At 37.9% G+C, this 26,575-nt stretch carries 25 protein-coding genes and 1 riboswitch; of the genes, 10 read left to right on the forward strand and 15 right to left on the reverse strand.

The features are described from left to right. Positions 1-36 precede the first annotated feature (36 nt). The 3 genes from pdaA to ACE38V_RS15775 all read right to left on the reverse strand — a co-directional run bounded on the left by pdaA (position 37) and on the right by ACE38V_RS15775 (position 3,128). Positions 37-786: a delta-lactam-biosynthetic de-N-acetylase gene (gene pdaA / locus ACE38V_RS15765; RefSeq protein ID WP_375842701.1), complete on the reverse strand. Its 750-nt coding sequence runs from the start codon at positions 784-786 to the stop codon at positions 37-39. Positions 787-1,223: 437 nt separating this feature from the next. After that, on the reverse strand, positions 1,224-2,759 hold the full coding sequence (locus tag ACE38V_RS15770; RefSeq protein WP_375842644.1) for a fumarate hydratase: 1,536 nt from the start codon (positions 2,757-2,759) through the stop codon (positions 1,224-1,226). A 183-nt stretch (positions 2,760-2,942) separates the two neighbouring features. After that, positions 2,943-3,128, reverse strand: a complete 186-nt coding sequence (locus ACE38V_RS15775; protein ID WP_375842646.1) for an SE1561 family protein — start codon at positions 3,126-3,128, stop codon at positions 2,943-2,945. A gap of 205 nt (positions 3,129-3,333) precedes the next feature. On the opposite strand from ACE38V_RS15775, the gene yfkAB reads away from it, so the two are divergent. Next, a complete protein-coding gene (yfkAB, locus tag ACE38V_RS15780; protein ID WP_375842647.1) occupies positions 3,334-4,458 on the forward strand; it encodes a radical SAM/CxCxxxxC motif protein YfkAB in 1,125 nt (374 codons plus the stop codon). 50 nt (positions 4,459-4,508) lie between these two features. On the opposite strand, the gene ACE38V_RS15785 is transcribed toward yfkAB, so the two are convergent. After that, entirely contained in the window at positions 4,509-5,330 is an 822-nt protein-coding gene (locus ACE38V_RS15785; RefSeq protein WP_375842649.1) for a YfkD famly protein, read from the reverse strand. 404 nt (positions 5,331-5,734) lie between these two features. Further along, positions 5,735-6,793: a calcium/proton exchanger gene (gene cax, locus ACE38V_RS15790; protein WP_375842650.1), complete on the reverse strand. Its 1,059-nt coding sequence runs from the start codon at positions 6,791-6,793 to the stop codon at positions 5,735-5,737. A gap of 241 nt (positions 6,794-7,034) precedes the next feature. Here cax and ACE38V_RS15795 point away from each other — a divergent pair, with 241 nt between their 5' ends. Together ACE38V_RS15795 and ACE38V_RS15800 are read left to right on the forward strand one after the other, a co-directional pair. After that, positions 7,035-8,213 (forward strand): MFS transporter, encoded by a 1,179-nt coding sequence (locus ACE38V_RS15795; RefSeq protein ID WP_375842651.1) that lies wholly within the window; start codon positions 7,035-7,037, stop codon positions 8,211-8,213. Between the two features lie 274 nt (positions 8,214-8,487). Then, entirely contained in the window at positions 8,488-10,413 is a 1,926-nt protein-coding gene (locus ACE38V_RS15800; RefSeq protein ID WP_375842653.1) for a heavy metal translocating P-type ATPase, read from the forward strand. Between the two features lie 299 nt (positions 10,414-10,712). Here ACE38V_RS15800 and ACE38V_RS15805 read toward each other — a convergent pair whose 3' ends face one another. From ACE38V_RS15805 to ACE38V_RS15815, 3 genes are all read right to left on the reverse strand, one after another. Beyond that, positions 10,713-11,546: a YihY/virulence factor BrkB family protein gene (locus ACE38V_RS15805; RefSeq protein WP_375842655.1), complete on the reverse strand. Its 834-nt coding sequence runs from the start codon at positions 11,544-11,546 to the stop codon at positions 10,713-10,715. A 102-nt stretch (positions 11,547-11,648) separates the two neighbouring features. Next, positions 11,649-12,011, reverse strand: coding sequence for a YtxH domain-containing protein (locus ACE38V_RS15810; protein WP_375842656.1), 363 nt, complete (start codon positions 12,009-12,011; stop codon positions 11,649-11,651). Then, positions 11,995-12,501 (reverse strand): low molecular weight protein-tyrosine-phosphatase, encoded by a 507-nt coding sequence (locus tag ACE38V_RS15815; protein WP_375842658.1) that lies wholly within the window; start codon positions 12,499-12,501, stop codon positions 11,995-11,997. Before ACE38V_RS15815 ends, ACE38V_RS15810 begins: the two co-directional genes overlap by 17 nt. Before the next feature lie 198 nt (positions 12,502-12,699). Between ACE38V_RS15815 and ACE38V_RS15820 the strand changes: the two genes are divergently transcribed. Next, the gene (locus ACE38V_RS15820; protein ID WP_375842660.1) at positions 12,700-12,921 is read left to right on the forward strand and encodes a DUF1128 domain-containing protein; all 222 of its coding nucleotides are present in this window, start codon (positions 12,700-12,702) and stop codon (positions 12,919-12,921) included. Between the two features lie 323 nt (positions 12,922-13,244). On the opposite strand, the gene ACE38V_RS15825 is transcribed toward ACE38V_RS15820, so the two are convergent. Further along, positions 13,245-14,249 (reverse strand): HD-GYP domain-containing protein, encoded by a 1,005-nt coding sequence (locus ACE38V_RS15825; RefSeq protein WP_375842662.1) that lies wholly within the window; start codon positions 14,247-14,249, stop codon positions 13,245-13,247. 108 nt (positions 14,250-14,357) lie between these two features. Further along, the gene (gene map / locus ACE38V_RS15830; RefSeq protein ID WP_375842663.1) at positions 14,358-15,104 is read right to left on the reverse strand and encodes a type I methionyl aminopeptidase; all 747 of its coding nucleotides are present in this window, start codon (positions 15,102-15,104) and stop codon (positions 14,358-14,360) included. A 324-nt stretch (positions 15,105-15,428) separates the two neighbouring features. Between map and ACE38V_RS15835 the strand changes: the two genes are divergently transcribed. Further along, entirely contained in the window at positions 15,429-15,749 is a 321-nt protein-coding gene (locus ACE38V_RS15835) for a helix-turn-helix domain-containing protein (protein WP_375842664.1), read from the forward strand. Between the two features lie 105 nt (positions 15,750-15,854). Here the strand turns inward: ACE38V_RS15835 and sinI are convergent, their stop codons facing one another. The 4 genes from sinI to motA all read right to left on the reverse strand — a co-directional run bounded on the left by sinI (position 15,855) and on the right by motA (position 19,572). Further along, positions 15,855-15,989, reverse strand: a complete 135-nt coding sequence (sinI, locus tag ACE38V_RS15840; protein WP_375842666.1) for a DNA-binding anti-repressor SinI — start codon at positions 15,987-15,989, stop codon at positions 15,855-15,857. Positions 15,990-16,021: 32 nt separating this feature from the next. Further along, positions 16,022-16,121: riboswitch (cyclic di-GMP riboswitch) on the reverse strand. 492 nt (positions 16,122-16,613) lie between these two features. After that, complete coding sequence (locus ACE38V_RS15845) at positions 16,614-17,834, reverse strand: MDR family MFS transporter (protein WP_375842668.1); 1,221 nt, start codon at positions 17,832-17,834, stop codon at positions 16,614-16,616. Positions 17,835-17,993: 159 nt separating this feature from the next. Next, on the reverse strand, positions 17,994-18,782 hold the full coding sequence (gene motB, locus ACE38V_RS15850; RefSeq protein ID WP_375842670.1) for a flagellar motor protein MotB: 789 nt from the start codon (positions 18,780-18,782) through the stop codon (positions 17,994-17,996). Beyond that, on the reverse strand, positions 18,775-19,572 hold the full coding sequence (gene motA / locus ACE38V_RS15855) for a flagellar motor stator protein MotA (protein ID WP_375842671.1): 798 nt from the start codon (positions 19,570-19,572) through the stop codon (positions 18,775-18,777). Before motA ends, motB begins: the two co-directional genes overlap by 8 nt. Positions 19,573-19,852: 280 nt before the next feature. On the opposite strand from motA, the gene ACE38V_RS15860 reads away from it, so the two are divergent. After that, positions 19,853-20,008: a hypothetical protein gene (locus ACE38V_RS15860; RefSeq protein ID WP_375842673.1), complete on the forward strand. Its 156-nt coding sequence runs from the start codon at positions 19,853-19,855 to the stop codon at positions 20,006-20,008. A 139-nt stretch (positions 20,009-20,147) separates the two neighbouring features. Then, positions 20,148-20,468: a YbjQ family protein gene (locus ACE38V_RS15865; RefSeq protein WP_375842675.1), complete on the forward strand. Its 321-nt coding sequence runs from the start codon at positions 20,148-20,150 to the stop codon at positions 20,466-20,468. 302 nt (positions 20,469-20,770) lie between these two features. Here the strand turns inward: ACE38V_RS15865 and ACE38V_RS15870 are convergent, their stop codons facing one another. Beyond that, positions 20,771-21,016 (reverse strand): hypothetical protein, encoded by a 246-nt coding sequence (locus ACE38V_RS15870; RefSeq protein WP_375842677.1) that lies wholly within the window; start codon positions 21,014-21,016, stop codon positions 20,771-20,773. Positions 21,017-21,210: 194 nt separating this feature from the next. Between ACE38V_RS15870 and ACE38V_RS15875 the strand changes: the two genes are divergently transcribed. The 3 genes from ACE38V_RS15875 (at position 21,211) to ACE38V_RS15885 (ending at position 26,560) form a co-directional block, all read left to right on the forward strand. After that, on the forward strand, positions 21,211-22,425 hold the full coding sequence (locus ACE38V_RS15875) for an MFS transporter (RefSeq protein WP_375842678.1): 1,215 nt from the start codon (positions 21,211-21,213) through the stop codon (positions 22,423-22,425). A gap of 138 nt (positions 22,426-22,563) precedes the next feature. Next, positions 22,564-24,759, forward strand: a complete 2,196-nt coding sequence (locus ACE38V_RS15880) for a DNA topoisomerase III (protein ID WP_375842680.1) — start codon at positions 22,564-22,566, stop codon at positions 24,757-24,759. A gap of 520 nt (positions 24,760-25,279) precedes the next feature. Then, positions 25,280-26,560 (forward strand): MDR family MFS transporter, encoded by a 1,281-nt coding sequence (locus ACE38V_RS15885; RefSeq protein ID WP_375842682.1) that lies wholly within the window; start codon positions 25,280-25,282, stop codon positions 26,558-26,560. Positions 26,561-26,575 lie beyond the last annotated feature (15 nt).

The following is a 26,575-nucleotide window of genomic DNA, read 5'->3' on the forward strand; positions in this document are numbered from 1 at the left end:
AAAATCCCAAACTCCGTTGGAATTCGGGAAATGAGATCATGGGTTTCGGCTCTTCATGTAGTCATCAAGGCTTTTAAATGTATAGTCTCTTTTCTTTAAATCCTGGATTACTTTTTCTAAAGCATCTGCGTTATCCTTGGAAACGGTGTGCAGAAGAATCACAGCTCCCGGATGAATTTGTTTCATGATATTATCATAAGAATATTGCCAGCCCCTTTGTGAGTTAACGTTCCAATCAACGAAGGCAAGCGACCAAAACACATGGGTATAACCCGCTTTTTGTGCCACCTCCATCGTTCTTTCGCTAAACACTCCTCTTGGCGGGCGCATGTAGACCATCTTTTTCTGACCTGTTAGTTCTTTTGTTTTTTCCCGAACCGTTTCAAGCTCGTTTAGTAATTTTTCATCACTTACCTGTGTTAGATCAGGATGATGCCAAGAATGATTGCCGACGATATGCCCCTCATCCACCATCCGCTTTACAAATGGAGCCGCACTTTCTAGGTAATGTCCTGTTACAAAAAAAGTTGCCGGCACTTTTTCCTTTTTGAGGACATCGAGAATTTTCTCTGTATATCCATTTTCATAACCATTATCAAAAGTTAAATAAAGCTCCTTCTTTGTCACATCGGCTTTGTAAAAGGCTTTATATTTGGAAAGTAAATCATCTAACTGCTTTCCTGCCTCTGCCGGCTGTTCGTTTGCACCTTTTTTCATTCCCCAATGGATGGGTGTATTGGGAGCTGCCAGTACTTGATGACTGGTAAAAAATAAAAAGAAAACCATTATGTAGACTAATCTTGATGCTTTCACAAGAATCCCCCTTGAAACTTTTTTCTTATTGTTTGTTTTCCATTTGAAAACATTCGAGTTTGCAGGAGGTAAAAAAAGGATAGAAAGCATGTAACATGCATTCTATCCTTTAGCATTTTTTTCTTAAATTAAACATTTATGCGCGATTTTGAGACTTTTACTCGCGACTTTTCAAATTTATTCGCGACTTTAAGCCTTTTATTCGCGAAAAAGGAAATTTATTCGTGAAAGCTTTTTTTATGCGCGAAAAACAAAAAATGCTCGCGACTTTTCTAATTTATTCGCGAAAAATATGCTTTATTCGCGATTTTCCCCATATATGCACGAATACCAACTTTTATTCGCGAAACTAGCCATTTTCTCGCGACTTTTTCCAATTATTTGCGAATAATCACATTTATGCACGACTATTAAAACACCCGTTCCTTAAACTGAGCCAATTTCTCTAAAGAAGATTGATCCACATCCTGATGAAGGCTGTTTCCATGTGAATCCATTGTCACGACTGCAGTGAAGCCTTCAACATTCAAGTGCCACATCGCTTCTGGAATTCCAAACTGCATTAAGTCCACACCATCAACGGATTTAATGCAATCTGCATAATATTGAGCAGCGCCGCCGATGGCATTTAAGTAAACACCACCATGCTCTTTAAGGGCTGCAAGGGTTTTGGGTCCCATGCCGCCTTTTCCGATAACCGCGCGAATACCAAATTTCTTCATTATATCACCTTGGTATGGTTCCTCACGAATACTTGTGGTTGGGCCGGCAGCCTTCACATGCCAAGTACCACTTTCATCCTTTAACATAACAGGTCCGCAGTGATAAATGATTTGTCCGTTTAAATCAACTGGAGCGTCGTGGTCATTTAAATAATGGTGGATGGCGTCACGGCCGGTGTACATTCTTCCATTAATTTGCACGACATCGCCCACTTTTAATTCACGGATTTGTTCTTCTGTCACAGGAGCTGTTAGCGTGACAACACGATTTTCTTTTTCTGAAGTAGCAGCGATTTTCTCATCTGCAAAATCGATTTTATCCCCACCTTGGTATAACCATTCATTGATTTCACCTGTTTCTGGATTGACACGCACTCCGAGGCGACGATAAGCCCAGCAATTATAGGCAACTGAAACAAAGAAGCTGGCTGGAATTCGGTTCATAGCACCGATTTTACAACCTAAAAGGGTTGTTTCTCCACCGAAGCCCATTGTTCCAATTCCAAGCTTATTGGCGTTTTCCATAATATATTCTTCAAGCTTGCGAAGATCTTCATTAGGATTGACATCTTCTACTTCACGGAATAATTGTGTCTTTGCTAGGTCATATCCTGCAGAGCGGTCTCCACCAATACCTACTCCGATAAATCCTGCACTGCAGCCTTGTCCTTGGGCTTGATAGACAGAATGGAGGATGCACTTGCGAATGCCATCTAAATCACGTCCAGCACGGCCTAGACCTTCTAGTTCACATGGAAGACTATATTGAATATTTTTATTTTCGCAGCCACCGCCTTTTAAAATGAGGCGGACATCAATATCATCCTTTTCCCATTGTTCAAATTTAACAACCGGAGTTCCTTCCCCTAAGTTATCTCCGCTGTTTTCACCTGTTAAGGAGTTTACAGAGTTAGAACGGAGCTTCCCATTCTTTGTAGCAAGCGCAATCGCTGAGCAGATCGCCTCTTTCAATTTCATTTGATTGACTCCAACAGGTGTTTTTATTTTAAAGGTTGGTAAGCCTGTATCCTGGCAAATTGGTGATACCTTGTCATCCGCCATTTTAATATTTTTTGTAATCGTCGCTAAGCTCATTGCTGATCTTGTTCCGGCATTTTCTCTTTCCTTTGCCGCCTTTATCGCGCGACGAACATCTTTTGGCAGATTTGTGGATGTTTCAACAATGAGCTGATACATGCTTTCTTGAAATTTTTCAATATTCATTTTGCGTTCCCCTTTCCCATTGCTCCCCGAATTGTCGATATCTATTTGAATATTACAACATTTTTCTTTATTCATTATACCCTTATCATGTTTTGATGAAAAGATAAAGGTATCGGCTGCAAAATATAGCCTGGATGTTTTTTTTACACATAAAAAAAGAGCCCGTAACATCAGGCCCCCCTCTTAGTCTTCACGATGTTGAAATTCGCGGCATTTCGATTCCAATTCATCAATCATTTCAATTAAACGATCAATATCCTCAAGCTCTGTATTTTCAGGCTCAATCGCATCTAATACATCTAAAAACATATTTAATCGTTGTTTTAAAAACACAACTTGTGATTGTTTTTCCTTAATTGGGCTCCCCAAAGTAACTCTCTCCTTTCACTTCCGTTTTTATCCTACTGAAATAATCGCCATTAGGCAATGGTTTTTTCGAATTATAACGTAATTTTCCGCTTTTTCCCCTCATATATTCGTTTATGAGTATTCCTCATAATACAAGTCGGTTGACAGGATCCTTTCTGAAGAGAATAATGGCAAAGGAGAACAAATAAGGGAGAAAGAAGAAGTAATGATAACAAACAAGAAAACTTTAATTACGCCTGCAACTGATCCGTGGGAAGCCTATTTCGACATGGAACAATACGGCAAACAGACTTTAACGAACATAGAATTTACCACAACTTACCTATGCAATATGCGCTGTGAGCATTGTGCTGTCGGGTATACCTTGCAATCAAAAGATCCTGAGGCCTTGCCACTTGAGCTTTTACTTAAGAGCCTTGATGACATTCCGACGCTGAAGTGCTTAAGTATTACCGGTGGAGAGCCAATGCTTTCGAAAAAAGCGGTTGAACAATATGTTTTACCAATATTGCAGTATGCCCATGAACGAGGCATTCGAACACAAATCAATTCCAATCTGACGCTTGAATTGGAGCGTTATTTAAAAATTGCCCCGTATTTAGATGTATTACATATTTCCCATAATTGGGGAACCATTGATGATTTTATTGACGGGGGCTTTGCGATGATGGATCGGAAGCCGACCAGAGAGCAAAGAGCTGCACTTTTCAACCGAATCATTGAAAATAGCCAAGCACTTGTTTCTGAAGGGGTTTTGGTGTCTGCTGAAACGATGATCAACAAAAGAACGCTCCCCCATCTTGAGCATATTCATCAGCAAATTACTGAGGAAATGAAATGTCAAAGGCATGAGGTCCATCCGATGTATCCATCAGATTTTGCCTCTAATCTTGAAGCATTGTCATTAGAAGAAATTCGTTTAGCAATCCACCATCTATTAGATATTCGGAATAAAGATGTGTGGATGCTATTCGGAACTCTTCCATTTTATCCTTGCAGCGATCATCCAGAGGATTTAGAGCTTATCAAGCGTCTTTATTCAGCTGAAAACGTAACATTGCGAAATGATCCGGATGGAAGGTCACGATTAAACATCAACATCTTCTCTGGAGATGTCATTGTCACCGATTTCGGGGATACCCCGCCATTAGGAAATATTCAACAACAAAAGCTCACTGACATGTTTGCTTCATGGACTTCAACTGAACTTGCCCAAAGCTTAAGCTGTCACTGCCCTGCCGTACGATGCCTTGGTCCTAATGTGTTAGTTAAAAATAAATATTACCCAATGGATGATTTTTCTAAGAAAAAAAATAAGATCACTCGATAATTAGCCCATAAAAAAAGGTCCCTGTCTTCCATTTAAACAGGGACCTTTTTTTATCTTGGCCGTTCCGTTGCTGCAAATCCAAAGGAAACATGATCTTGAACAGGAATCCATGCCCCTATTCCTTGGGAGGTAACATTTTTAACAATAATCATTTTTTTATTTCCCTTTAGCATTAAGTACACTTCTCCATAAGTTACCTTTCCTTTTTCATTAACCGCAGGAGCATAACCGTATAAGTAACCAAGCCGTTTGGGTGGAATGTTATAAACCTGATCCTTCTTTGTCCCTCCTCCGATAACGGTATCAAAAGCGAGCGGTAAACCTGATTTCTCCATTGCTTTTAACAGCATCATCTTTTTGACATCATCCGCATTTGCGATTTTAGCGGTTAACCCTCCGCGAACGATTTTTTGCGCCTCTTGAACGTAATGGATTTGATAAGGGGATTTCCCGCCCCGATTATCATAATAATTCGTATTAATTTTCTGATATTCCCAATTTGGAGCCGTTTCGCTTGACTCATAATGAAGAGGCCATTGTCCTAGATAGATTGTCGCACGATACCCAATCGCAAATGGTGTACTGTTCACATTCGTTTCATTTAACATCCGAATTAATTCAGGATTTTCAATTTTCACCTTAGACGAATCAATCAATTTTTGTGTTAGTTCACTGGGTTGAAGCTTGGGAATGTCTTGTGTCGGATTTGGATAAGTGTTTTCCTTTGTAATATTCCTGACAGAGTTTGGAATTTTTATATGTTGAATTGATTGTGGCGCCTTTTTTTCTTGAGGCTTCTCCCCATTGACATAAGGCAAGAAGGAGAGCATGAAAACAAGACCAACAATAAAGACAAAACCAAATTTTTTCATGATACTTGAACTCCTTTCAGCTTTTCAAAAGATGTTTATTATATTTTTTTCGGAGTCCATTAAAAATATCCATTCAATGTAATTTTTCTCAAAAAAAATTAACGTAACATTTATGTAATATTAAGAATATTTACAACTTGGGCTTTTGTGATTATAATAAAGGTAATCAATCATAAAGGAGGGCAGGATATCAATCGCTTCAATCACAGAATAGAGGAGGTTGAAAGTTTATCTATAATTCGCAACTCTCAAAGTACGTTTCTGATTCTTATTCATGAGAGGTGGTTGATAAACTTAAATAAAGCGCTTGAGTCAAATCTTTTTATATGATGAAATTTCATACAAAATACTTATGAAAATCGGATCTGATTAATAAACACCAGATCCGATTTTTTTCATGTCTTTTATAATAAGTAAAACCCAATGCCCATAATGACATAGGCAGCTAATAACGTTGCCCCTTCAAACCAGTTGGTTTCCCCATCATTAGATAAGGCAATCGTAAGCAGCACAGCCGTTATCATGGCAATCAATTCAGGCAGTGTAAAGACAAGTGGCATGGAATTCGGTAAGAAAAGAGAAATCAAAACAAGCAGCGGTGCAACAAACATTGCCACCTGCAAGGTTGAACCGATCGCAATTTCAACGGCAATATCCATTTTATTTTTCACAGCCATTAATACAGCTGATGCGTGCTCTGCCGCATTTCCGACAATCGCTACAATAATAATCCCGATAAACAACTCAGACCAGCCAAACTGCTCGGCAACTGTTTCAAAAGTATGAACCAAATGCTCAGAGATATACGCCACACAAATCGTCGCAACAGCTAATACTCCAATGGCGACCCCTTTGCTCCATTCTGGAGTTTCTTCCTCATGATGCTCCGTTTCATTCATATGTTGATAAACCCCACGATGTGTTACAAGCTTAAATAATAAAGCCGCCAAATAAAGAATGATGAGAATAATGGAGATTCCAACGCTTAAAGTAAGTGTTTCATTCTTATTCATGGTCATTGAAAACACTTCTGGAATCACAAAGGCAAGAATAACGGCAAATACTAATAATCCTGAATTATGTCTCGCATCATACACATTAAATCGTTGACGTTTAAATTTTAAGCCGCCAATAAAGAAGGAAAGACCAGCCACTAAAAGTAAATTTCCTAATACAGAACCTGTTAGTGATGCAAGAACAACTCCTACTAACCCCGCTCTTAACGCAAACACTGAAATAATCAGCTCAACCGCATTTCCAAACGTGGCATTTAACAATCCACCGATCCGTGGGCCAGCAACAATCGCTAAACTTTCTGTCGCCCTCCCCATAAAACTTGAAAGAGCTATAATCGTTAAGCAATAAATCGCAAAAAGCAAAATACTTGGCCAATGCATAAATGAACCAATAACTGATAAAGGGACTCCGATAAAGGTAATAATCATGAAAATCTTATTTGCCATATTCTTTTTTGTTCCTCTCTTTCTTTTATCTAAATGAACATATGTACATAATCAACTTTGGTTTTCAAATACTATCCACTGTGGTAAATCTTACCTTGTCTCTCTCTTAGGAGATTATACTATTTTTTTATCTTAAGGGAAACTCAGGCCAAAGTTTATTTGTTAAAAATATATTTAATATTTCAAAAAAAATCGATATGATGGAAGATATGGATTTAAAAAAAAGATTGAGGATTATGACATGAACAAAAATCAATTACGCTTCTGGATCCTAGTTAGTATTGTTGCGATTTCTGGGTTTAGTCAAGGGATGCTGCTTCCACTTATCGCCGTTATTTTTGAGCATAGCGGCTTATCTTCTTCATTAAATGGGTTAAACGCTGCTGGTTTATATTTAGGCATACTCTTGATCTCCCCTTTTATGGAAGGGCCGTTGAGAAAATACGGATATAAACCCGTCCTAATTACGGGTGGTCTTATTGTATTTATATCATTAGCATTATTTCCTCTTTGGAAATCGTTTTGGTTTTGGTTTATTTTGCGTCTTTTCATTGGAATTGGAGATCATTCCTTGCATTTTGCTGCGCAAACCTGGATAACCTCCTTTTCACCTGCCCATAAGCTTGGCAGAAATATTTCATTATACGGGCTTTTCTTTGGAATTGGATTTGCTTTGGGGCCATTAATGACCCCGTTAGGCAATCACAATCCGGCGTGGCCATTTATCATTTCTTCGATTTTGTGCATGATTGGCTGGATGTTCTTATTTAGTTTAAAAAATGAATTACCCAATCAAGACGCTCATGGAGATTCATTTACACAAACATTCAAACGTTTTTCAAAAGTATGGAAATATGCTTGGGTTGCCTTTCTCCCGCCAATGGGATATGGATTATTAGAAGCCTCTTTAAACGGAAGCTTTCCTGTCTACGCTCTAAGGATCGGAATTAAGGTAAGTAATATTTCCGTCATGCTATCATCCTTTGCAATTGGAAGTATTATGACGCAGCTGCCATTAGGCATTTTGAGCGATAAATATGGTCGTAGAAAAATATTAACCTATGTACTCTTTTTAGGTTTTTTAACCTTTGTGCTAGCAAGCTTTCTTGAATCCTCCACCTTTGGATTGGTTTTATGCTTCTTTTTGGCAGGTTGCTTAGTAGGCTCGACCTTTTCTCTCGGAATCTCGTTTATGGCAGATTTATCTCCAAAAGAGCTGCTTCCAACCGGAAATTTATTATGTGGAATGTTTTTCAGCATAGGCAGTCTAGTTGGTCCTTTTATTGGGGGAATATTCATTCAATACTTTGAAAGTATTAGCTTTTTCCATATTATAAGTACTGTCTTATTTTTCATTTTTGTGGCATTGGTTTATTCAAATAAGAAACTGCCGATTCCTGTTAAACATCACTCTGCTTAAAGGATCTACTGGTTTTCCTGAATTCATTGAATTGGTTATTATTTTCAATATTGAAAAAATTTGTGGAAATTTTGTTAACAAACCTCTTTTAGCTCCTTTAACAATGTGGTAAAATATAGGTAACATTGATTGGTTTTATCCTAGAAATAAATAGTCTTTTCTTGCTTTCTTGCTGTCATCTAATAGATGACAGCTTTCGTCATTTTTAGGGGAGAATGACGATGATTATTTTTCTCAATATTCAAAATTAAATGAACAAAAGGGGGGGCCTTACATGCATGGAGATGCCAAAATATTGGAGAACGTACATGTAGCTGAAAGGCAGATGAGCATTCTATCCAAATTAAAACCGCATGCAGAGTTGATTGCAGCTGCAGCTTGTGGAATCCTTATTGTCCTAGGCTGGCTTACAAACCGCTATGAAATTTCTGTACTATCCATTTCCTTCTATATTCTTGCCTTTGTGATTGGGGGATTTGCAAAGGCAAAAGAAGGGATCGGGGACACCATAAAGAACAAAGAACTAAATGTTGAAATGCTCATGATTCTTGCCGCAATTGGTTCAGCTGTTATTGGCTTCTGGACAGAAGGGGCCATGCTTATCTTTATTTTTGCGGTCAGTGGAGCATTAGAAACCTATACATTGAATAAAAGCCATAAAGAGCTCTCTGCTCTAATGAAGCTCCAACCTGAGGAAGCCCTGCGCGTTAATGAAGGGAAAGAAGAAAGGGTTCATGTTTCTCAGCTCATAATTGGAGACCAGATCCTCATAAAACCCGGCGAAAGAGTCCCATCCGACGGCCAAATTATCAAAGGACAGACGACACTGGATGAAGCAGCTCTCACTGGAGAATCTATTCCCGTATCAAAATTTATCAAGGATGAAATCTTTGCTGGTACCGTCAATTTAACAGGATCCATTACTGTCGAGATTACAAAACCAAGTAACGAAACCCTTTTTCAAAAAATCATCCAGCTTGTCCAGACCGCTCAAAGTGAAAAATCCCCATCCCAATTATTTATAGAAAACTTTGAAGGCACCTATGTGAAGGTGATTTTATCTATTGTTCTCATTATGTTATTTCTTCCGCATTACACCCTAGATTGGGGTTGGACGGAAACCTTTTATCGCGCGATGATTTTATTGGTGGTTGCTTCTCCTTGTGCACTTGTAGCTTCCATTATGCCAGCCACTCTCGCAGCCATATCCAATGGTGCTCGGCATGGTATCTTATTCAAGGGTGGGGTGCATTTAGAAAATTTAAGCAATCTTAAAGCAATTGCCTTTGACAAAACGGGAACGCTAACCAAAGGGAAACCGGAAGTAACAGATGTCTTTGTTAAAGCTGGTTTATCACATGAAGCCACCTTACAAACAGTCGCTTCCATCGAAAACCACTCTAGTCATCCCTTAGCTCAAGCGATTGTCCAATATGTGAAAACAAACCTTGGCTCTCCTCTTCTTCATCCAGAAGGCATAGAAGATGTTCCCGGCTGGGGAGTTAAGGCACTATTTCATCATAATGAATGGAAGGTTGGAAAGGCTGGCTTTGTTGGAACTGCTGAAGCTGAAGTTTTTGCAGATGGAGCCTGCAAGGAGCTCGCTAACCAAGGGAAAACCATTGTGTTCGTTAAATGCAAGGATGACATTGTAGCACTGATTGCCCTAAAAGATGTGATAAGAGAAGAAACCAAGTTTGCCATTGACCAGTTAAAAAATAACGGGATATATACAATTATGCTGACTGGTGATAGTCAAAAGACCGGAAAGGCCATTGCTTTAGAAACCCACGTGGATGACTATATCGCAGAATGCCTTCCCGCAACCAAAGTAGATGAAATGAAAAAACTGAAGGGCCGTTTTGATACGGTTGCCATGGTTGGTGACGGAATTAATGATGCACCTGCCTTAGCCACAGCTAATGTTGGGATTGCGATGGGAGAAGGAACAGATGTCGCATTAGAAACAGCTGATGTGGTGCTGATGAAAAATGACCTCCCCAAAATTGCAGAGGCGATTCATTTATCGAAGCGCATGAATCGAATTATAAAACAAAATATTGTTTTTTCGATATCCGTTATTGTCGCTTTGATTTCAACGAACTTCTTACAATTCCTTGAGCTCCCATATGGGGTTGTGGGCCATGAGGGAAGTACCATTTTGGTTATTCTTAACAGCTTAAGACTATTACGCACATAAGACGAAACAAAGCTGGCTTATCGCTTTGATTTGCCAGCTTTTTCACTTATGCAAAATAGTTTCTTCCCTTACTAATCTCTATTAGTGATAGCCGTTAGAACCATTTTGTGAGCCAGATGTCTTTTTCTTAGGATTACTTTTGTTCCCTTTTTGCTTTGTATCTCCTTTTGCCATAAGAATGATCTCCTTTTTGATGATTGTTTTTGAATACTAGAGCAATTTCGCGGGGTATCTTTTGGCCCCACACTCTATTATTTTTCAATCCTCCCAACAATTATCAGTGGAAACATCTAGAAACCTTATTTACATGACTCATCATCTTTTAGACGACTTGAGAATCCATTTATTTCTCCACCGAGAATAATGATGACCCCCGTAATATAGAACCAAATCATTAGTACGATAATGGCTCCAATACTCCCATAGGTCGCTGAATAATTGCCGATACTCCCAACGTAATAAGAAAAACCCAGAGAGGCTAAACTCCATCCAATGGTCGCAAAGATGGATCCAGGCAAAACGCTTTGGCACTTAATTTTTTTATTTGGTGCAATCCAGTAGAGGCATAGAAAAACAATCATTAAAACAATCGTGCTAATAACCCATCTTAATGTATTCCAGATAACAAGAAATTGCTGTGAAAACCCTAACTTCGAAAAAACAAATATCCCTATTTCCCTTCCAAACACAGGGAGCAACAAAACAATAATAAATACAAAAATCATCGCAAGAGTTAGAACCACTGACATTCCACGAGCAACCAAAAAGGATCTTGTCTCTTTTACATTATAAGCCTTATTAAAAGCCTTCACGATGGCATCAATTCCATTCGAAGCAGACCAAATGGTTCCGATAATTCCCAAGGATAAAAGCTTTCCATTCCGATTATCCATAATTTCATTTAAATTCGTTTCAATTAGATTAATCGTGTCACCAGGGGCAAAATCCTGAACAAATCCTAATAAATGTGTACTCGTAATGGGCAAATAAGAGATGAGTGTAAATAAAAAAAGTAATAACGGAAAGAGAGAGAGTAGAAAAAAGTAAGCTAACTGGGCAGCAAGTCCAAATACATCATCCTCGAAAATTTGTTTGATTAATCTTGGAAATGAAGCTACAATTCCTTTACTCATTTCTACACCTCCTCTAAATCGGAAAAACATCATTTCCTGTTGTAATTGGCAGAACGAAAATAATGGCTTTTTGTCTATTTTTTCTTTTTCAGAGGTGAATTATTAAAAAGGTTTATTTCCAGTTTCCGTCTCGAACTCTTTTTTATCACAAGAAAACGCTTCTTGTGTATCCTTTACTAAATCGGTAACTGCTGGTGTTACTTCCTTTAATTGTTCCACCTTTTCCGCGATAAAGGAGATATCCTCGGTTACCTGTTCTACAGTTGTCCTTAATCTTGATGCGCCATCCTTCACCTGATCTACGACCACTTGGGGATTTTTTATGTAATAGGTGACATTACTGCCAGTCTTCTTCACATTCGCAAATACTGTTTTTCTGGTCTCTTTATCAAGCAGCGTGATGGCTCCTCCGACGATTGCTCCTAAAAACATCCCTCCAAAAAATTTTTTACTTTCCTGTTTCATGAGTATCTGTCCCCTTTCCTTTTAGATGATGTTTCAATTTAATTGCTTTTAATAGCTGCTCACAACCCACTTTGACTAATTCATATACCTCTTCAAAATTCCCGGTAAAATAAGGATCAGGCACATCCTTTTTCGTTATATCCTCAACAAAATCTAATAGCCTCTTGATTTCAACATTAGGTAATGACCGGCGCATAGATTGCAGATTTTTTAGATTTTCGGAATCCATCGCAATAATATAGTCAAATTGATCAAAATCTTGAATTGAAATTTGACGAGCCAACAAATTACTCCCGTCTATCTCATATTTCTGCAGAATTTTTCTTGTCCCTTCATGAGGAGGATGACCAATATGCCAATTACCAGTTCCCGCTGAATCAACATCAATCATCTGATCTAAACCTTCTTTTTTCACTAAATTACGTAACATCGCCTCTGCCATCGGCGATCGGCAAATATTGCCCAAACAAACAAATAATACATGAATCATCTTCAAATTCCTCCTTACCTTCATTTTCTTCGATTATATATCCATCATGCAAGAAAAGATTCGTCTCAGTAACAATATTTCTATATTCATTATGTTCATCATATATATGTAATTGACTAGATTTAAGCTTTCATTTTTCCATTGACTTTTAGCTTTTCACATGGAAAGATTAAACCAATGAAAGGAAAGGGTGACGGGATGAATTTAACTGAAAAAACGGCGCAAAATGTTGAGTTTATGATTGAAAAAATAAAGGAAAAATTAAAGGTCCTCAATATTGGTGCCATTAAGCCTTCCCATTTTGATGAGAATATGTATGAAGAATTAAAGGAAATCTATGAGCTTGTTATGAGAAAGAATACGTTTAGTCCAAATGAAATGCAAGCTTTAGCAGAAGAACTTGGAAATCTTAGAAAATAAAGTGAAACTTCCATCAGTGGGGATTTTCGACGCACAGGACGTACTAGTGCAGACGTTGTGATTGACGTCGCGCATTTAGTCTGCCATTCATCCCCCACTGATGGTTAGTCACGCAGAGCCTGATTGATTTTTCTAAGGGCTGAAGCCCAAAGAAAAATCTTATTTCACTTATCGGACCTTTACGGACAGTTGATCTCCCACTTATCTTCTTCGTATTCTCAGAATCTTGAAGTGGGAGTCTTACTGTCCGTTAAGAGTGGGATAAACAATGAAATGAATATCAATGAGAAAAGTCCGCATATATTTGCGGACTTTTCTCATAATCACTCATCACTCGTCATGTCCGTTTCTCGATCCATCACCTTTGAAATCAGCAAAGTAAGATGATTAGCAAGAGAAATCTCTTCTTCAGTATCGAGATAACGAATATATGGTCTTTGAAGATTATCGACAATTCTTGTGACAATGGCTTTGCGATTATTATTCAGTATCACGCCTGTCCCTGGTATATACAATGGAATCCCCTGTATAAAATGCTGCACCAGATCTGGTGCAAAGATAGAGCCGCTTTTTGTCATAATATATTCCATAGCAACATGCGGTGGGAGGCCTTCCTTTGAAATGGAATTTTCATAGATGTTCGCTATCGCACATATTTGCGCAAATAAATGAATTTGTTCCCCTATTAGACCTCTTGGCGTTCCAGATCCATCAACCGCCTCATGATGCTGAAAGCTGACATGAGCAGACAATAAATTAATTTCACGAATTCTGCGCAGGAATTCAAAGCCAACTCGCGGATGATCTTCCTCAACATCTGTTAATAATTTTCCAATATCATGTAACAATGCACCGAAGGCCAGATCCTTTAATTGAAGTTGATGAATATTCATTTTTTTTGCAAGCATTAATGAGATTAGGGCTACATTGACCGCATGCGCATACATTCTAAGTTCTTCCGCAAGTGAGCTTGAAGGCACTAAAAACAAAGCTTTTCTCTTTCCCACCTCATCTACAAGGTGAACCACAAGCCTATGGAGCTCCCGTAACGGCAGCTCCCCCTTCGTTGCTACACTTTTAAAAGCGGCTTCAATTATCTCAATTGCATCCATCCATGTTGGAACATCCACCATTTCTTCCATCGTAATTCCATATGAGACAGCATCTTCAACGAATAAATAGCGGATATCCATCGCTTTCAATCGATCTAAATAAATCGGATGAATTTGCCTGCCCGCAGCAAGCAATACCCTTCTATATTTATCAAAAACGGGTCGTGCTAACTGCATTAGCTTAGGATTATATTCTTCAATAGTTATTAATCTCATTTGTGACTCCTCTTCATTCAATAAAAGAAAATCAAAATAGCGGAAATTCTTTTGATTTTCTTCCTAAACCTATTTTATCCTTCATACAGTTAGCCAAAAGTCGCCATTTTATTGTTCCGTTAGGATGACCGGACCTTCTTTGGTAATCGCGATCGTATGTTCATACTGTGCAGAATTCTTTCCATCAATGGTTCTTGCTGTCCATCCGTTATCATCCATTTTGGATTGATATCTTCCCACATTGACCATTGGTTCAATCGTAAAGACCATTCCTTCTTTTATTCTTGGGCCTTTTCCCGGAAGTCCATAATGTGGCACATCTGGTTTTTCATGGATCACCGCTCCAATTCCATGTCCAATAAAATCACGTACCACCGAAAACCCTTCGCCTTCTACATAGGTTTGAATCGCATGTCCGATATCCCCAATACGATTTCCAACCTGCGCTTGTTCAATTCCTTTATATAAAGCATTCTTTGTTACGTCTAGTAAAGTTTTCGCTTCTTCTGAAACCTCACCAACTGCATAAGACCAAGCAGAATCAGCTAGGGCTCCATTCAAATTTACGACCATATCAACAGTAACAATATCCCCTTCTTTTAATGACTGTTTTCGAGGAAAGCCATGACAAATTTCATCATTAACGCTTGCACATGTCGCATACTTGTAGCCATTATAGCCTTTTTGCTCTGGTGTAGCACCGTGTTCAGCCAAAAAATGATCAACAAATTGGTCAATTTCCCAGGTAGTGACTCCTGGTTTTATCAATTTGGCTATTTCTCTATGACATGCCGCTAATAGCTCTCCTGCCTCTTTCATTTTCTCTATTTCACGATCAGATTTTAATACAATCATTTTGACTCCTGCCTTTCCTACCATCTAAATAAAATGACTTATTCGTTCATCTCTCATATATATATTATCGTTGATGGAGGAGATTATCAAAAAAATTGTCACTCTGCATAAAGAACCCCTGGTAAAGAAGGGTTTGACATGAATTCACCATCAAATCACATATTTATCATTCCAATAGAATAAATTCACAAACTTTTGATAACTATTCAAACAAAAGAGTTTACAATTATGATAAAATTTTTAATATCTTGTTCTAAATATAAAACATTTTAACAAAATTTGTTATATTTAAGTTAACATTATTAATAAGGTGAGTGAACGTAAATGATTGGTGAACGTGTGAAAAATCTCCGCCTTGAAAAGAAAATGTCCATGACCGAATTAGCTGAACAAGCGGGAGTTGCAAAATCCTATTTAAGTTCTCTAGAAAGAAACTTACAAACAAATCCTTCCATCCAGTTCCTTGAAAAAATTGCTGCTGTTCTTAAGGTTCCAGTTGACCAATTAATTCATGAAAAGCCCGATGAAGAGGAATTGGATTCTGAATGGATAAGAATTGTAAAGGAAGCCATGGATTCGGGGGTTACAAAAGAGCAATTTCGTGAATACCTGGAGTTTAATAAATGGAGAATGAAAAATCAATAATGAAAAGACCTGTTCAATTCAGGTCTTTTTGAATTCCATATCAAAATTTTACTTAAATATAAAACCCTAATACAATATTTATTTTTAGATTCATCTCAACTGGTCTTAAACCATTTCATCCTCTTTATTTTTTCTTAAAAAAGAAAGAATCTCATCTTTATTCATCCCAAGCTTTTTCGCCTCAAATATTAATTCTACCCACTCGAAATCCAACTCTTCGGTGGAAATACTCTTATTCATCACTCTTCTCCCCCAAAAATACTTATCGTATTTCAGATAATCCAGCCATCATAGCATCCATGATCTCAAGTCATGTACCTTAGACCTGTGACTTTGCGTCCTAATTTTTCAATTAGTTTGCCCTTTTCTGAGACTTCAAGTATAGATTTTTTGTGCTATTCCTAAATCATAATCGGTTTTAAATAAAAAATGTGTAACTACTTGTCATCCTTCTTTTGCTTTTCATTGATTATTTCCAACATTCCCCGTCAATCCTCTACATTTAAGGAATTTATTTCCTCTAACCATTATGCAGTCGACATAAAACAATGTCGAATTATATCGTGATTAATTTGTCAATATTTATTTTGACAAATTTGTGAATATTATTTGTCAATTCTGTGACGTTTCGCATATAATAATAACAAGAATTGATTTGGAAATTTTTATCTATTCTGGTAGGAGGGATATGAATGACGTTTTTTCATGTTTTAAATTTTGTTGTCCCGATCGGTTTTATTGCATTTGCTGGATTTATGCTTGATCGTATGTGTAAACCAAATGAAAAAAATCAAAATACTGAATGAAATTTTTGGAAACGCTTTCTATTTATTTTAAAAGAGGATGATTAACCATCACCCTCTTTTAAGCATTTTCTTTATACACAGGAGCCATTACTTTTACATATTCCTGATTTCCATAATGGAAAAAGAGGACACTTCCAAAGGTAATAATAGCAATGATAATAAATAGCAACGAGCCACCGGTATGACTCAACAAATATCCTCCAAGAATAGGACCAAGAAAATGTCCAATTTTCCGAAATTGTCCTGCCCCAAAATAGGTTCCTCTTAACTGTTCTTCAGCTAATTGATCAATTAAAAGACTATTAGAAGGGAATACAAGAATCTCTCCTAAAGTTAAAATCAGAATTGCTACAACCGCCGTAACCCAGCCTGAAACAAAGCTAAAGCTGAATAATCCAAGTGCCATCAAGATCGCTCCAGCCATCATCACCTGCATAGGTCGAAATTTTTCAGCTAAATGACTGATTGGCATTTGCAGAACAACAACCGTTACGGCATTTATGGATAACAATGCGGAATAAATAAATACTCCGTTTTGAATGCTGCTTCCTAAATACTGTGGCAATGTTGATTCTATTTGGGCATAGCCCGCATTGATTAATATGACACCTAATATTAAATAGCGAAGAGCTTTATCCTTTCGAATAATCAAAAAGGCATCGGCTATGCGCACTTGATGCTTACTTTGATTGTGATTTGAGATTTTTAACTGCTTCATAATAATCGTAAGGACAATGGCATAGATAAGATACATCGTTCCGGTAATGAGAAATGTTGATTTTGCCGAGGTTGAGGCTAGGTATGCACCTAATAACGGACCTACAGATGCACCAATATTAATAGCTGTATATCGCATCGAATAGGCCTTCATACGTTTTTTTGTCTCTGTTAAATCCGCCATCAGAGCTTGGGATGTTGGCTCAAAGAATGAATTACAGAGTCCGTTTAAAGCATTTAATAGGATAAATACGATGGGATCCTTCGCTATCATAAAACCATAGAATACGAATGCCCAGACAAATAGAGCGGATAGCATAATCGGTTTTCTTCCGAAACGATCGGATAAATGCCCACCAATAAAGCCCCCTATAGTAGCCATTAATGGGCTCATCCCAACTGTTAAGCCAATGACAATGGGATGCAAATGCAAATTCTTTGATAAGTAGATGGATAGAAATGGTAGCGTCATAAAGGAAGCCCCTCTTGCTAACACCGTTCCGATTAACAATACCCAGACAATCGGATGAAATTGAGCTACATAGTTTTTTATTCGATTCATCTTATGCCTCCTCTTTAGATTGACCTCAGAATAATACCAAATATTTCTTGATTAACAAAATATTTTGACTTGTTTGTTTTATCATAAAAAAACAGGCTATCCTCCAAAGTGTCCCATCCTATAATGGTATAAGAACACAGTGGATGTAGATAACCTGTTTTACTGTTGAGTATTTGTGCTAGCACCCTTTGGTAAAATAAGAATTTCTACCCTTCTATTCTTTGCTCTTCCCTTTGCTGTTTTATTGGAAGCAATAGGTTGAAATTCTCCAAAGCCCTTCGCACTAAACAATTGAGGATCAAGCTTATCATTTTCTAAAACAATTTTCATGAAGTTAACGGCACGCATGACGCTGAGTTCCCAGTTTGAATCATACTTTGAATTACTAATGGGAATGTTATCAGTATGCCCGCTTATGATGACACTCCGTGGAATATCCATAACTAAAAGATCAGATATTTCCTTCGCCATCTTAATATCCTGTTTCCTGACTTCCGCGCTCCCTGATGCAAATAATACATTGCTGCGAATTGAAACTAACAATCCTTCACCGGATAATGAAGTCGCCAGTTTATTCTCCAGATGATTTTTTTCTATATAATTATTAACTCTTCGTTGAACCTCGCTCAAAGACTGTTGTTCCGATTGCTGTTGCTTATTCTTGTCGCCCTCCTTATTATCATTCTCTCCTTTATCCTGATACTCATCAAGAGATTGAGAATTCTTTTGGGGCATTGGACTTGGAAAATCCATAATTCCCGTTCCCGAAGAAAAGACCTGATTAAAAGCAGAAGAAATTTCCTGGAATTTTTGCGCATCAACTGAACTTGAGGCAAACAAAACGATAAACAGGGCTAAAAGAAGCGTAAGCAAGTCGGCATATGGAAGCAGCCAATCTTCACCTAAATGCTCATCATGGTCGTCCTTTTTCTTTTTCTTTCTACTCATCCTTCTTCACTTCACCTTCTTCAAGGAATTTTTTCCTTTCATTTGCAGGTAAGTAAGAAGCAAGTTTTTGCTCAATAACCCTTGGAGCTTCTCCTTCAAGAATGGACAAAATGCCTTCAATCATCATATGTTTAATTTTTGCTTCCTGCTTTGATTTTCTTTTTAATTTATTAGCAAATGGATGCCAAAGTACATATCCAGTGAAAATACCGAGTAATGTTGCTATAAACGCAGCGCTGATGGCATGTCCTAAAGTATCTGTGTCTGCCATATTTCCTAATGCAGCGATTAACCCAACAACTGCTCCAAGTACTCCAAGTGTTGGTGCATAAGTTCCAGCTTGAGAAAAAATCAAGGCACCCGATTGATGTCTTTCTTCCATTGCATCTATTTCTTCTGTCAACACATCCCGAATATAGTCAGCACTTTGGCCATCAACGGCAAGGGACAAGCCATTTTTTAAAAACTCATCTTCAATTTCATTTGTTTTCACTTCTAACGCAAGCAAGCCTTCCTTTCTTGCAAGCTGAGCCCAATCTGAAAACATTTTAATTAGTTCTGTAGTAGGAATTAATTTTTGTTCTTTAAAGACAATGGCAAATAGTTTTGGCACCTTTTTAATTTCATTCGTTGGAAAAGCAATTGTTACGGCAGCGGCAGTCCCCGCTATAATAATTAGAATCGCAGCTGGATTTGTCACAACAACAGTTGGACTAACCCCTTTTAAAAACATCCCATATCCAATTCCTATTAGAGCTAAAATAATACCAATTATCGAAGTTTTATCCATATATAGTCACCTATCTCTACTTTTGAAGTTTAAGGAAATTATCACTCTATTACTTTATAATAGTCTATCATTTGAAAGGTTTTCAATGATTAATAGACTTCTTATTATTTATTTCGACAAAAATCTATAAATATTGAAGCATTATTTTACATTTTATTTTGGCATTTCGACCAAATTCCCCCTTCAATTGAACAAAAAGTGGTAATTTGCCTCAACCAAAAAGGAATACATAGAAAATTTCTTTTTTGAAAAAATAAAAAAGTGAAAGGAGCGTGTGAACATGGGTCGCGGTAAGCATCTGAATCACAAGAAAAAAAGTCACCCAGGTGAGTTCCCCCAAAATACTCTTGTTGAACGCCATACCACGGAAGCACAAGAAGATGAAGAATTACTCGTCACTCAAGAAGCTTTTAAAAATCGAATAAACGAAGAGTAGCATGATCTCCTAATGAAGGCTGACCCTCTCGATATGGTTAGCCTTTCTCTTCTTTATAAGATTGACTAACTTTTTGAATTGAAACCTTTTTCTCCGCTACTCGTAGATTAATCATTCAAAAAATAGAGGAGGATTTTCTATGGTTATTACGACCACTTCTACATTGCAAGGCAAGGAGATTGAACGATATATTAGTGTAGTTTCCGGAGAAGCTATTATGGGAGCCAATGTTGTCAGAGATTTCCTAGCAAGTGTAACCGATATAATTGGCGGTCGCAGCAGTGCGTATGAAAATAAATTAGCAGAAGGACGAGAAATTGCCCTTCGAGAAATGCAAGACAAGGCAAGCAGACTAGGAGCAAATGCCGTAATCGGTGTAGATTTAGACTTTGAGACCCTTCGCGAAGGCATGATGATGTGTATTGCAACAGGAACTGCAGTATATGTAAAGGATTTGTAGGATATTTGGAAGAGGCAGACTTTTTAGACTGTCTCTTTTTGATTCTTTGCGTATTGTTATATAAAAAATTGCGTAAGTTTTCTTATCTATTTATTCGTGATTTCTCCCTGATACTCGCGTGTTCACCCTTTATTCCACAACTTCGCTTCGTTGTTCACATTTTACCTTTTTCACGCGATTCCGTTCAATTTTTACATTTTCACCCTTTTATTTCACGATTCCGCCATTTATCGCGTATTAGTCTTTTCCCAGCAATTCCATTTAGCCTTATCTATGATTTTTTACTGTTACTCCCACTTCCTTCAAAAATAAAAAACAGGTAAATCATTATGCTTGCAAATATATTGATAAATTCTCAAGAGATACAAAAATTCATCAAAGCAGTACGCATCATCATCCTCAAGCCTGTACACATCTAAAAATGAGAGAAAAAATTCTTCATCCTCCTCATCTAATATCCCATTTAGCCACAACTTAAATGGAAATTTTTCACGAAAATAAACATACCCCATATGTTCAAAAACATTCTCGATTTGCTCTTGATTCAATATCATCTTCTCCTTCAAATCACTTAATGGCTATATTTTGATCATTATCCTCAAAAATGAAACGAAATATTCCAATCTATCTCACCATCAAAACATTCACTATTTGTTCACTACAATTCGATTTATTTTATTATAATATTTTAATGTGTTAATATTTAGGAATACGAAATGTTTTTAGAAAGAAGTGTTTTGTAATGAATCAACAAGAAGTTGCTCGACGGAATTTGTACATTATGTGGTTTGCCAATTTTTTCGTTAATTCGAGTATGACGATGGTACTTCCATTTTTATCTTTGTATATTCAGACCTTCGGGGATTTCACCGAAAAATATGTACAGCATTGGTCAGGACTCACCTTTGGGGTAACCTTTGTTTCCGCTTTTATCTTTTCACCGATTTGGGGAAAAATCGGGGATCGGTATGGACGAAAAAGAATCCTAATCTTTTCCGGACTTGGAATGGCCTTATCCATTTTCTTAATGGGGCATGTTCATTCCGTATGGCATTTGTTTATTTTGCGCTTCTTTATGGGATTTTTCTCTGGCTTTATTTCCATGTCACAAGCCTTTATTTCAACGCAGACTCCAAGACAAATTGCTGGGCGAGTACTGGGGACCTTACAGACTGGAACCATTACGGGTGCGTTACTTGGTCCAATTCTTGGTGGAGTGATCGCCGATGCCATTGGCTATTCTACAACCTTTAAATGGACTTCTATTTCGATATTAATTTCAGCCCTTCTCGTATTGTTCACGAAAGAATATCGAATCCATGATAAACAAAGTACAAAAACCATTCACTCCAGTAAAGAATTAATTAAGCATATAGCCCAAAATCCTGTTTTACTTACCGCATTGCTCATTTCTGCCCTTATTCAAATTGCTCATTTTAGCATTCAACCAATACTTTCACTATATGTCACAGAATTACATGGGAAAGAAAACATTGCCTTCTACTCTGGGATTGCTTTTTCTGTTGCCGGTCTTGGGAATTTACTCATGTCGCGAAATTGGGGACAAATCGCAGATAAGCATGGATATGTGAAGGTATTAGTTATCCTTCTTTTCGTAGCAGGAATTGCCTACATGCCTGGCGCAATTGTCACCAATTTATGGCAATTAGTCATTATTCGCTTTATTCTTGGGATTGCTCTTGGAGGAATTGTCCCTGTGCAAATTGCTTACCTACGACAAGAAGCACCTATCAGCATGCAGGGTGAAATTATTGGCTATAATACTAGTTTAAGATTCTTTGGAAATATGATTGGCCCCTTATTAGGTGGATTTGTTTCCGGCTACTTTGGATTCTCCGCCGTCTTTATAACGACAAGCTCCTTATTAATACTCTGCGGTTGTGTCTTATTAACGATTGTTGTCCGTCACCAAGACCTTGTGAAGCATTCCGTCTAATCCGCTTGCCAACTTCTAGTAGAACCGTACATTTTGTGGACGGTTCTTTTTGCTGCCTTAAGAATTTCTGTAGGATGATTCCCTTTAGAGCGTATGCTATAGTAAACATACGGAAACTGGAAAGGATGTTTTAAAACTATGGCAAAAAGTGTAGTCATTGCTGAAAAACCTTCAGTTGCACGTGATATTGCCCGTGTACTGAAATGTAATAAAAAAGGAAATGGATTTCTTGAAGGTAATCAATACATCGTTACCTGGGCCCTGGGACATTTAGTCACTCTTGCAGATCCAGAAAACTACGATGTGAAATATAAAACATGGAAATTAGAAGATCTTCCGATGCTTCCAGATCGTTTGAAATTAACCGTTATTAAGCAAACTGGAAAGCAGTTTAACGCAGTGAAAAGCCAGCTGTTGCGAAAAGATGTCCATGAGATTGTGATTGCAACCGATGCAGGGAGAGAAGGTGAATTAGTTGCTCGTTGGATTATTGATAAGGTGAAAATCAATAAGCCCATTAAACGACTATGGATTTCCTCGGTCACTGATAAGGCCATAAAAAATGGCTTCAGCAATCTAAAAAACGGAAAAGCCTATGACAATTTATATGCTTCAGCCGTTGCTCGCTCAGAAGCTGACTGGTATATCGGTCTTAACGCAACACGGGCATTAACGACCAGATTCAATGCTCAATTAAATTGCGGTCGTGTGCAAACACCGACTGTCGCTATGATTGCTGCACGCGAGGAAGAAATCAAAAATTTCAAGGCACAAACCTATTATGGAATAGAAGCACAAACAACCAACCAATTAAAGTTAACTTGGCAGGATCATAATGGAAACAGTCGGAGCTTTCATAAAGAAAAAATCGATGAACTCATGAAAAAAATAGATAATCAAAAAAAGGCAATTGTTCATGAGATAGAAAAGAAAGCAAAGAAATCATACTCACCGGGTCTCTATGACTTAACCGAACTCCAAAGGGATGCCAATAAAATCTTTGGATATTCAGCAAAAGAAACATTAAATATCATGCAAAAACTGTATGAGCAACATAAGGTGTTAACATATCCTCGGACAGATTCTCGTTATCTTTCATCCGACATTATCAGTACACTACCTGAAAGATTAAAAGCATGCGGTGTTGGAGAATACCGAACACTCGCTCATAAAATTTTATCCAAGCCGCTTAAAACTTCGAAGGCTTTCGTCGATGATAGCAAAGTATCTGATCACCATGCAATTATTCCAACAGAAGGTTATGTGAACTTCTCTGCCTTTAACGATAAAGAACGAAAAATTTATGATTTGGTGGTTAAACGTTTCCTAGCCGTGTTCTTCCCAGCATATGAATACGAGCAATTAACGCTTCGTGCCAAAATCGGCGATGAGAACTTTGTTGCCCGCGGAAAAACCATCAACTTCCTTGGCTGGAAGGAGGTTTATGAAAATCGTTATGAAGAGGACGAAGCTACAGACGATTTGAAGGAACAGATTTTACCTCGGATTGAGAAAGGAGATACTTTAAGTATTAAGCTAATCACACAAACCTCAGGACAAACCAAGCCACCAGCTCGTTTTAATGAGGCTACTCTCCTTTCCGCAATGGAAAATCCAACGAAATACATGGAAACAAATAATAAACAGCTAGCGGAAACATTAAAATCAACAGGTGGTCTCGGAACGGTTGCGACACGTGCAGATATTATTGATAAGCTATTTAATTCATTTTTAATTGAAAAGCGTGGGAAGGACATCCATATTACCTCAAAAGGTCGTCAATTATTGGATTTAGTTCCGGAAGGATTGAAATCTCCTATTTTAACGGCAAAATGGGAGCAAAAGCTTGATCAAATCGCCCACGGTAAGCTAAAAAAAGAAGTATTTATCAATGAAATGAAAAACTATACAAAAGAAATCGTAGCAGCTATTAAATCAAGTGATAAAAAGTTCAAGCATGACAATATTTCCACAAAAACTTGTCCAGACTGTGGAAAACCAATGCTTGAAGTGAACGGAAAAAAAGGAAAAATGCTTGTATGCCAAGACCGTGAATGTGGATATCGTAAAAATGTAGCGCGTATCACCAATGCCCGTTGTCCACAGTGCCATAAAAAACTGGAGCTTCGAGGCGAAGGGGAAGGACAAATCTTTGCCTGTCAATGTGGATATCGCGAAAAACTATCCGCCTTCCAAGCCCGACGCGAAAAGGAATCCCGCGGAAAGGTATCCAAGCGAGATGTACAAAAATACTTGAAAAACCAACAAAAAGAAGAGGAAGAACCTATTAATAATGCGTTCGCCGAAGCACTAAAAGGTTTAAAATTCGATTAAATCCTTCAAAGAGGTTATCCACAAAGAAATGATTTCTTTATGGATAACCTTTTTTTATACACAATTAGAAAGGTTCTTATCCACAAACTCCCTTCTAAAAACTTTATCCCACTCTTAACGGACATTTTGACTCCCACTTCAAGATTCTGAGAATACGAAGAAGATCAGTGGGAAATCAACTGTCCGTAAAGGTCCGACGAGGGTAAGGTCCTAGTCAGGCGAAGCCACAGGACGTGGCGTTATGAGCGTGATAAGTGAAATAAGATTTTTCTTTGGGCTTCAGCCCTTAGAAAAATCAATCAGGCTCTGCGTGACTAACCATCAGTGGGGGATGAATGGCAGACTAAAAGCGCGACGTCAATCGCTACGTCTGCACACTTCACGTCCTGTGCGTCGAAAACCCCCACTGATGGAAGTTTCACTTTATCAAAAATCCTTTGCCCTATTAAACTACTAACTTGAAATGAGTTCATTCTGAATAGTATGATAACGGTATTCGAATTTTAAGCGAGGAGACACCATGAAAATTAGAAACTGGGATCTTAATTTAAAAATTCGCCTTTTTGGTGAAGGGGCGATGAATATTACCTATTGGATGTTTTTCCCCTTTCTAACGATTTATTTTGCCGATGCTTTTGGCAAGGGAAAAGCAGGTCTTTTGCTAATAATTTCACAAGTTTTATCGGTCTTTGCCAATCTCATAGGTGGATATTGTGCAGATCGATTTGGGCGCAAAACCATGATGATTTTGTCCTCTTTTGGTCAGGGAGTGTGCTTTTTCCTGTTCGCAATGGGAAATTCACCCTGGCTTACCTCACCTATGCTTGCCTTTATTAGTTTTGCTTTAGTAGGCTTTTTTGGTTCGATTTATTGGCCTGCAAGCCAAGCGATGGTTGCCGATGTTGTAGACGAGAAGGAGCGAAGTAATGTTTTTGCTGTCTTCTATACGGCCATTAATATTGCTGTAGTGGTTGGACCTCTTTTTGGAGCCATTTTTTATGAAAATTATCTTTTCGAATTATTAATCGTTTCTGGAATCATTTGCATTCTCCTTTCTGTCACTTTATCAAAATGGACACGGGAAACCGCTCCGATGGTTATTGGAGAAATCACAAAAAATGCCTCTTGGTACACCAATGTGATTAAGCAATTTAAAGATTATGGAATCATCCTCCAAGATAAAGTATTTCTTCTCTTTATCCTAGGTGGAATTTTGGCTTGTCAAACAAGTGCTCAGCTTGATTTATTGCTCCCAGTATATATGAAAGAATTTATCCATGGTCAAAAAATATTTTCAATAAAAGATTGGACTCTCTCAATGGATGGTCCACAGGCGTATGGATTGGTTCTTGCAGAAAATGGTTTACTTGTGGCGTTATTTACCGTCATCGTGACAAAGTGGATGACAAAATATAAAGAGAAAAATGTGTTTATTCTGTCGTCTGTCACTTACGGAATCTCTATGATTCTATTTGCACAAACTCATTGGATTTGGGGATTAATTTTTGCCATGGCGGTTTATACCTTTGGCGAGCTTTCTTCTGCAGGACTACAGCAAAGCTTTATTTCCAAAATTTCACCTGAACATATGCGTGGCCAATATTTTGCGGCAGCAAGTCTCAGATGGACGATTGGGCGCACCATAGCTCCCATTTCCATTCCAATGACCACTTGGATTGGCTATAACTGGACCTTCGTCGTACTTTGCGTATTAGCCATGATTAGTGCACTATTCTATGCCATCATGTTCACCATTCATGAAAAACAAAAAACAAGGCACATCGGGCATGAAGCAATTTAAATGCTAAGAAGGCGG

Source organism: Cytobacillus sp. Hz8 (assembly GCF_042263505.1).
In the GTDB taxonomy this organism is placed as follows: domain Bacteria; phylum Bacillota; class Bacilli; order Bacillales; family Cytobacillaceae; genus Bacillus_BE.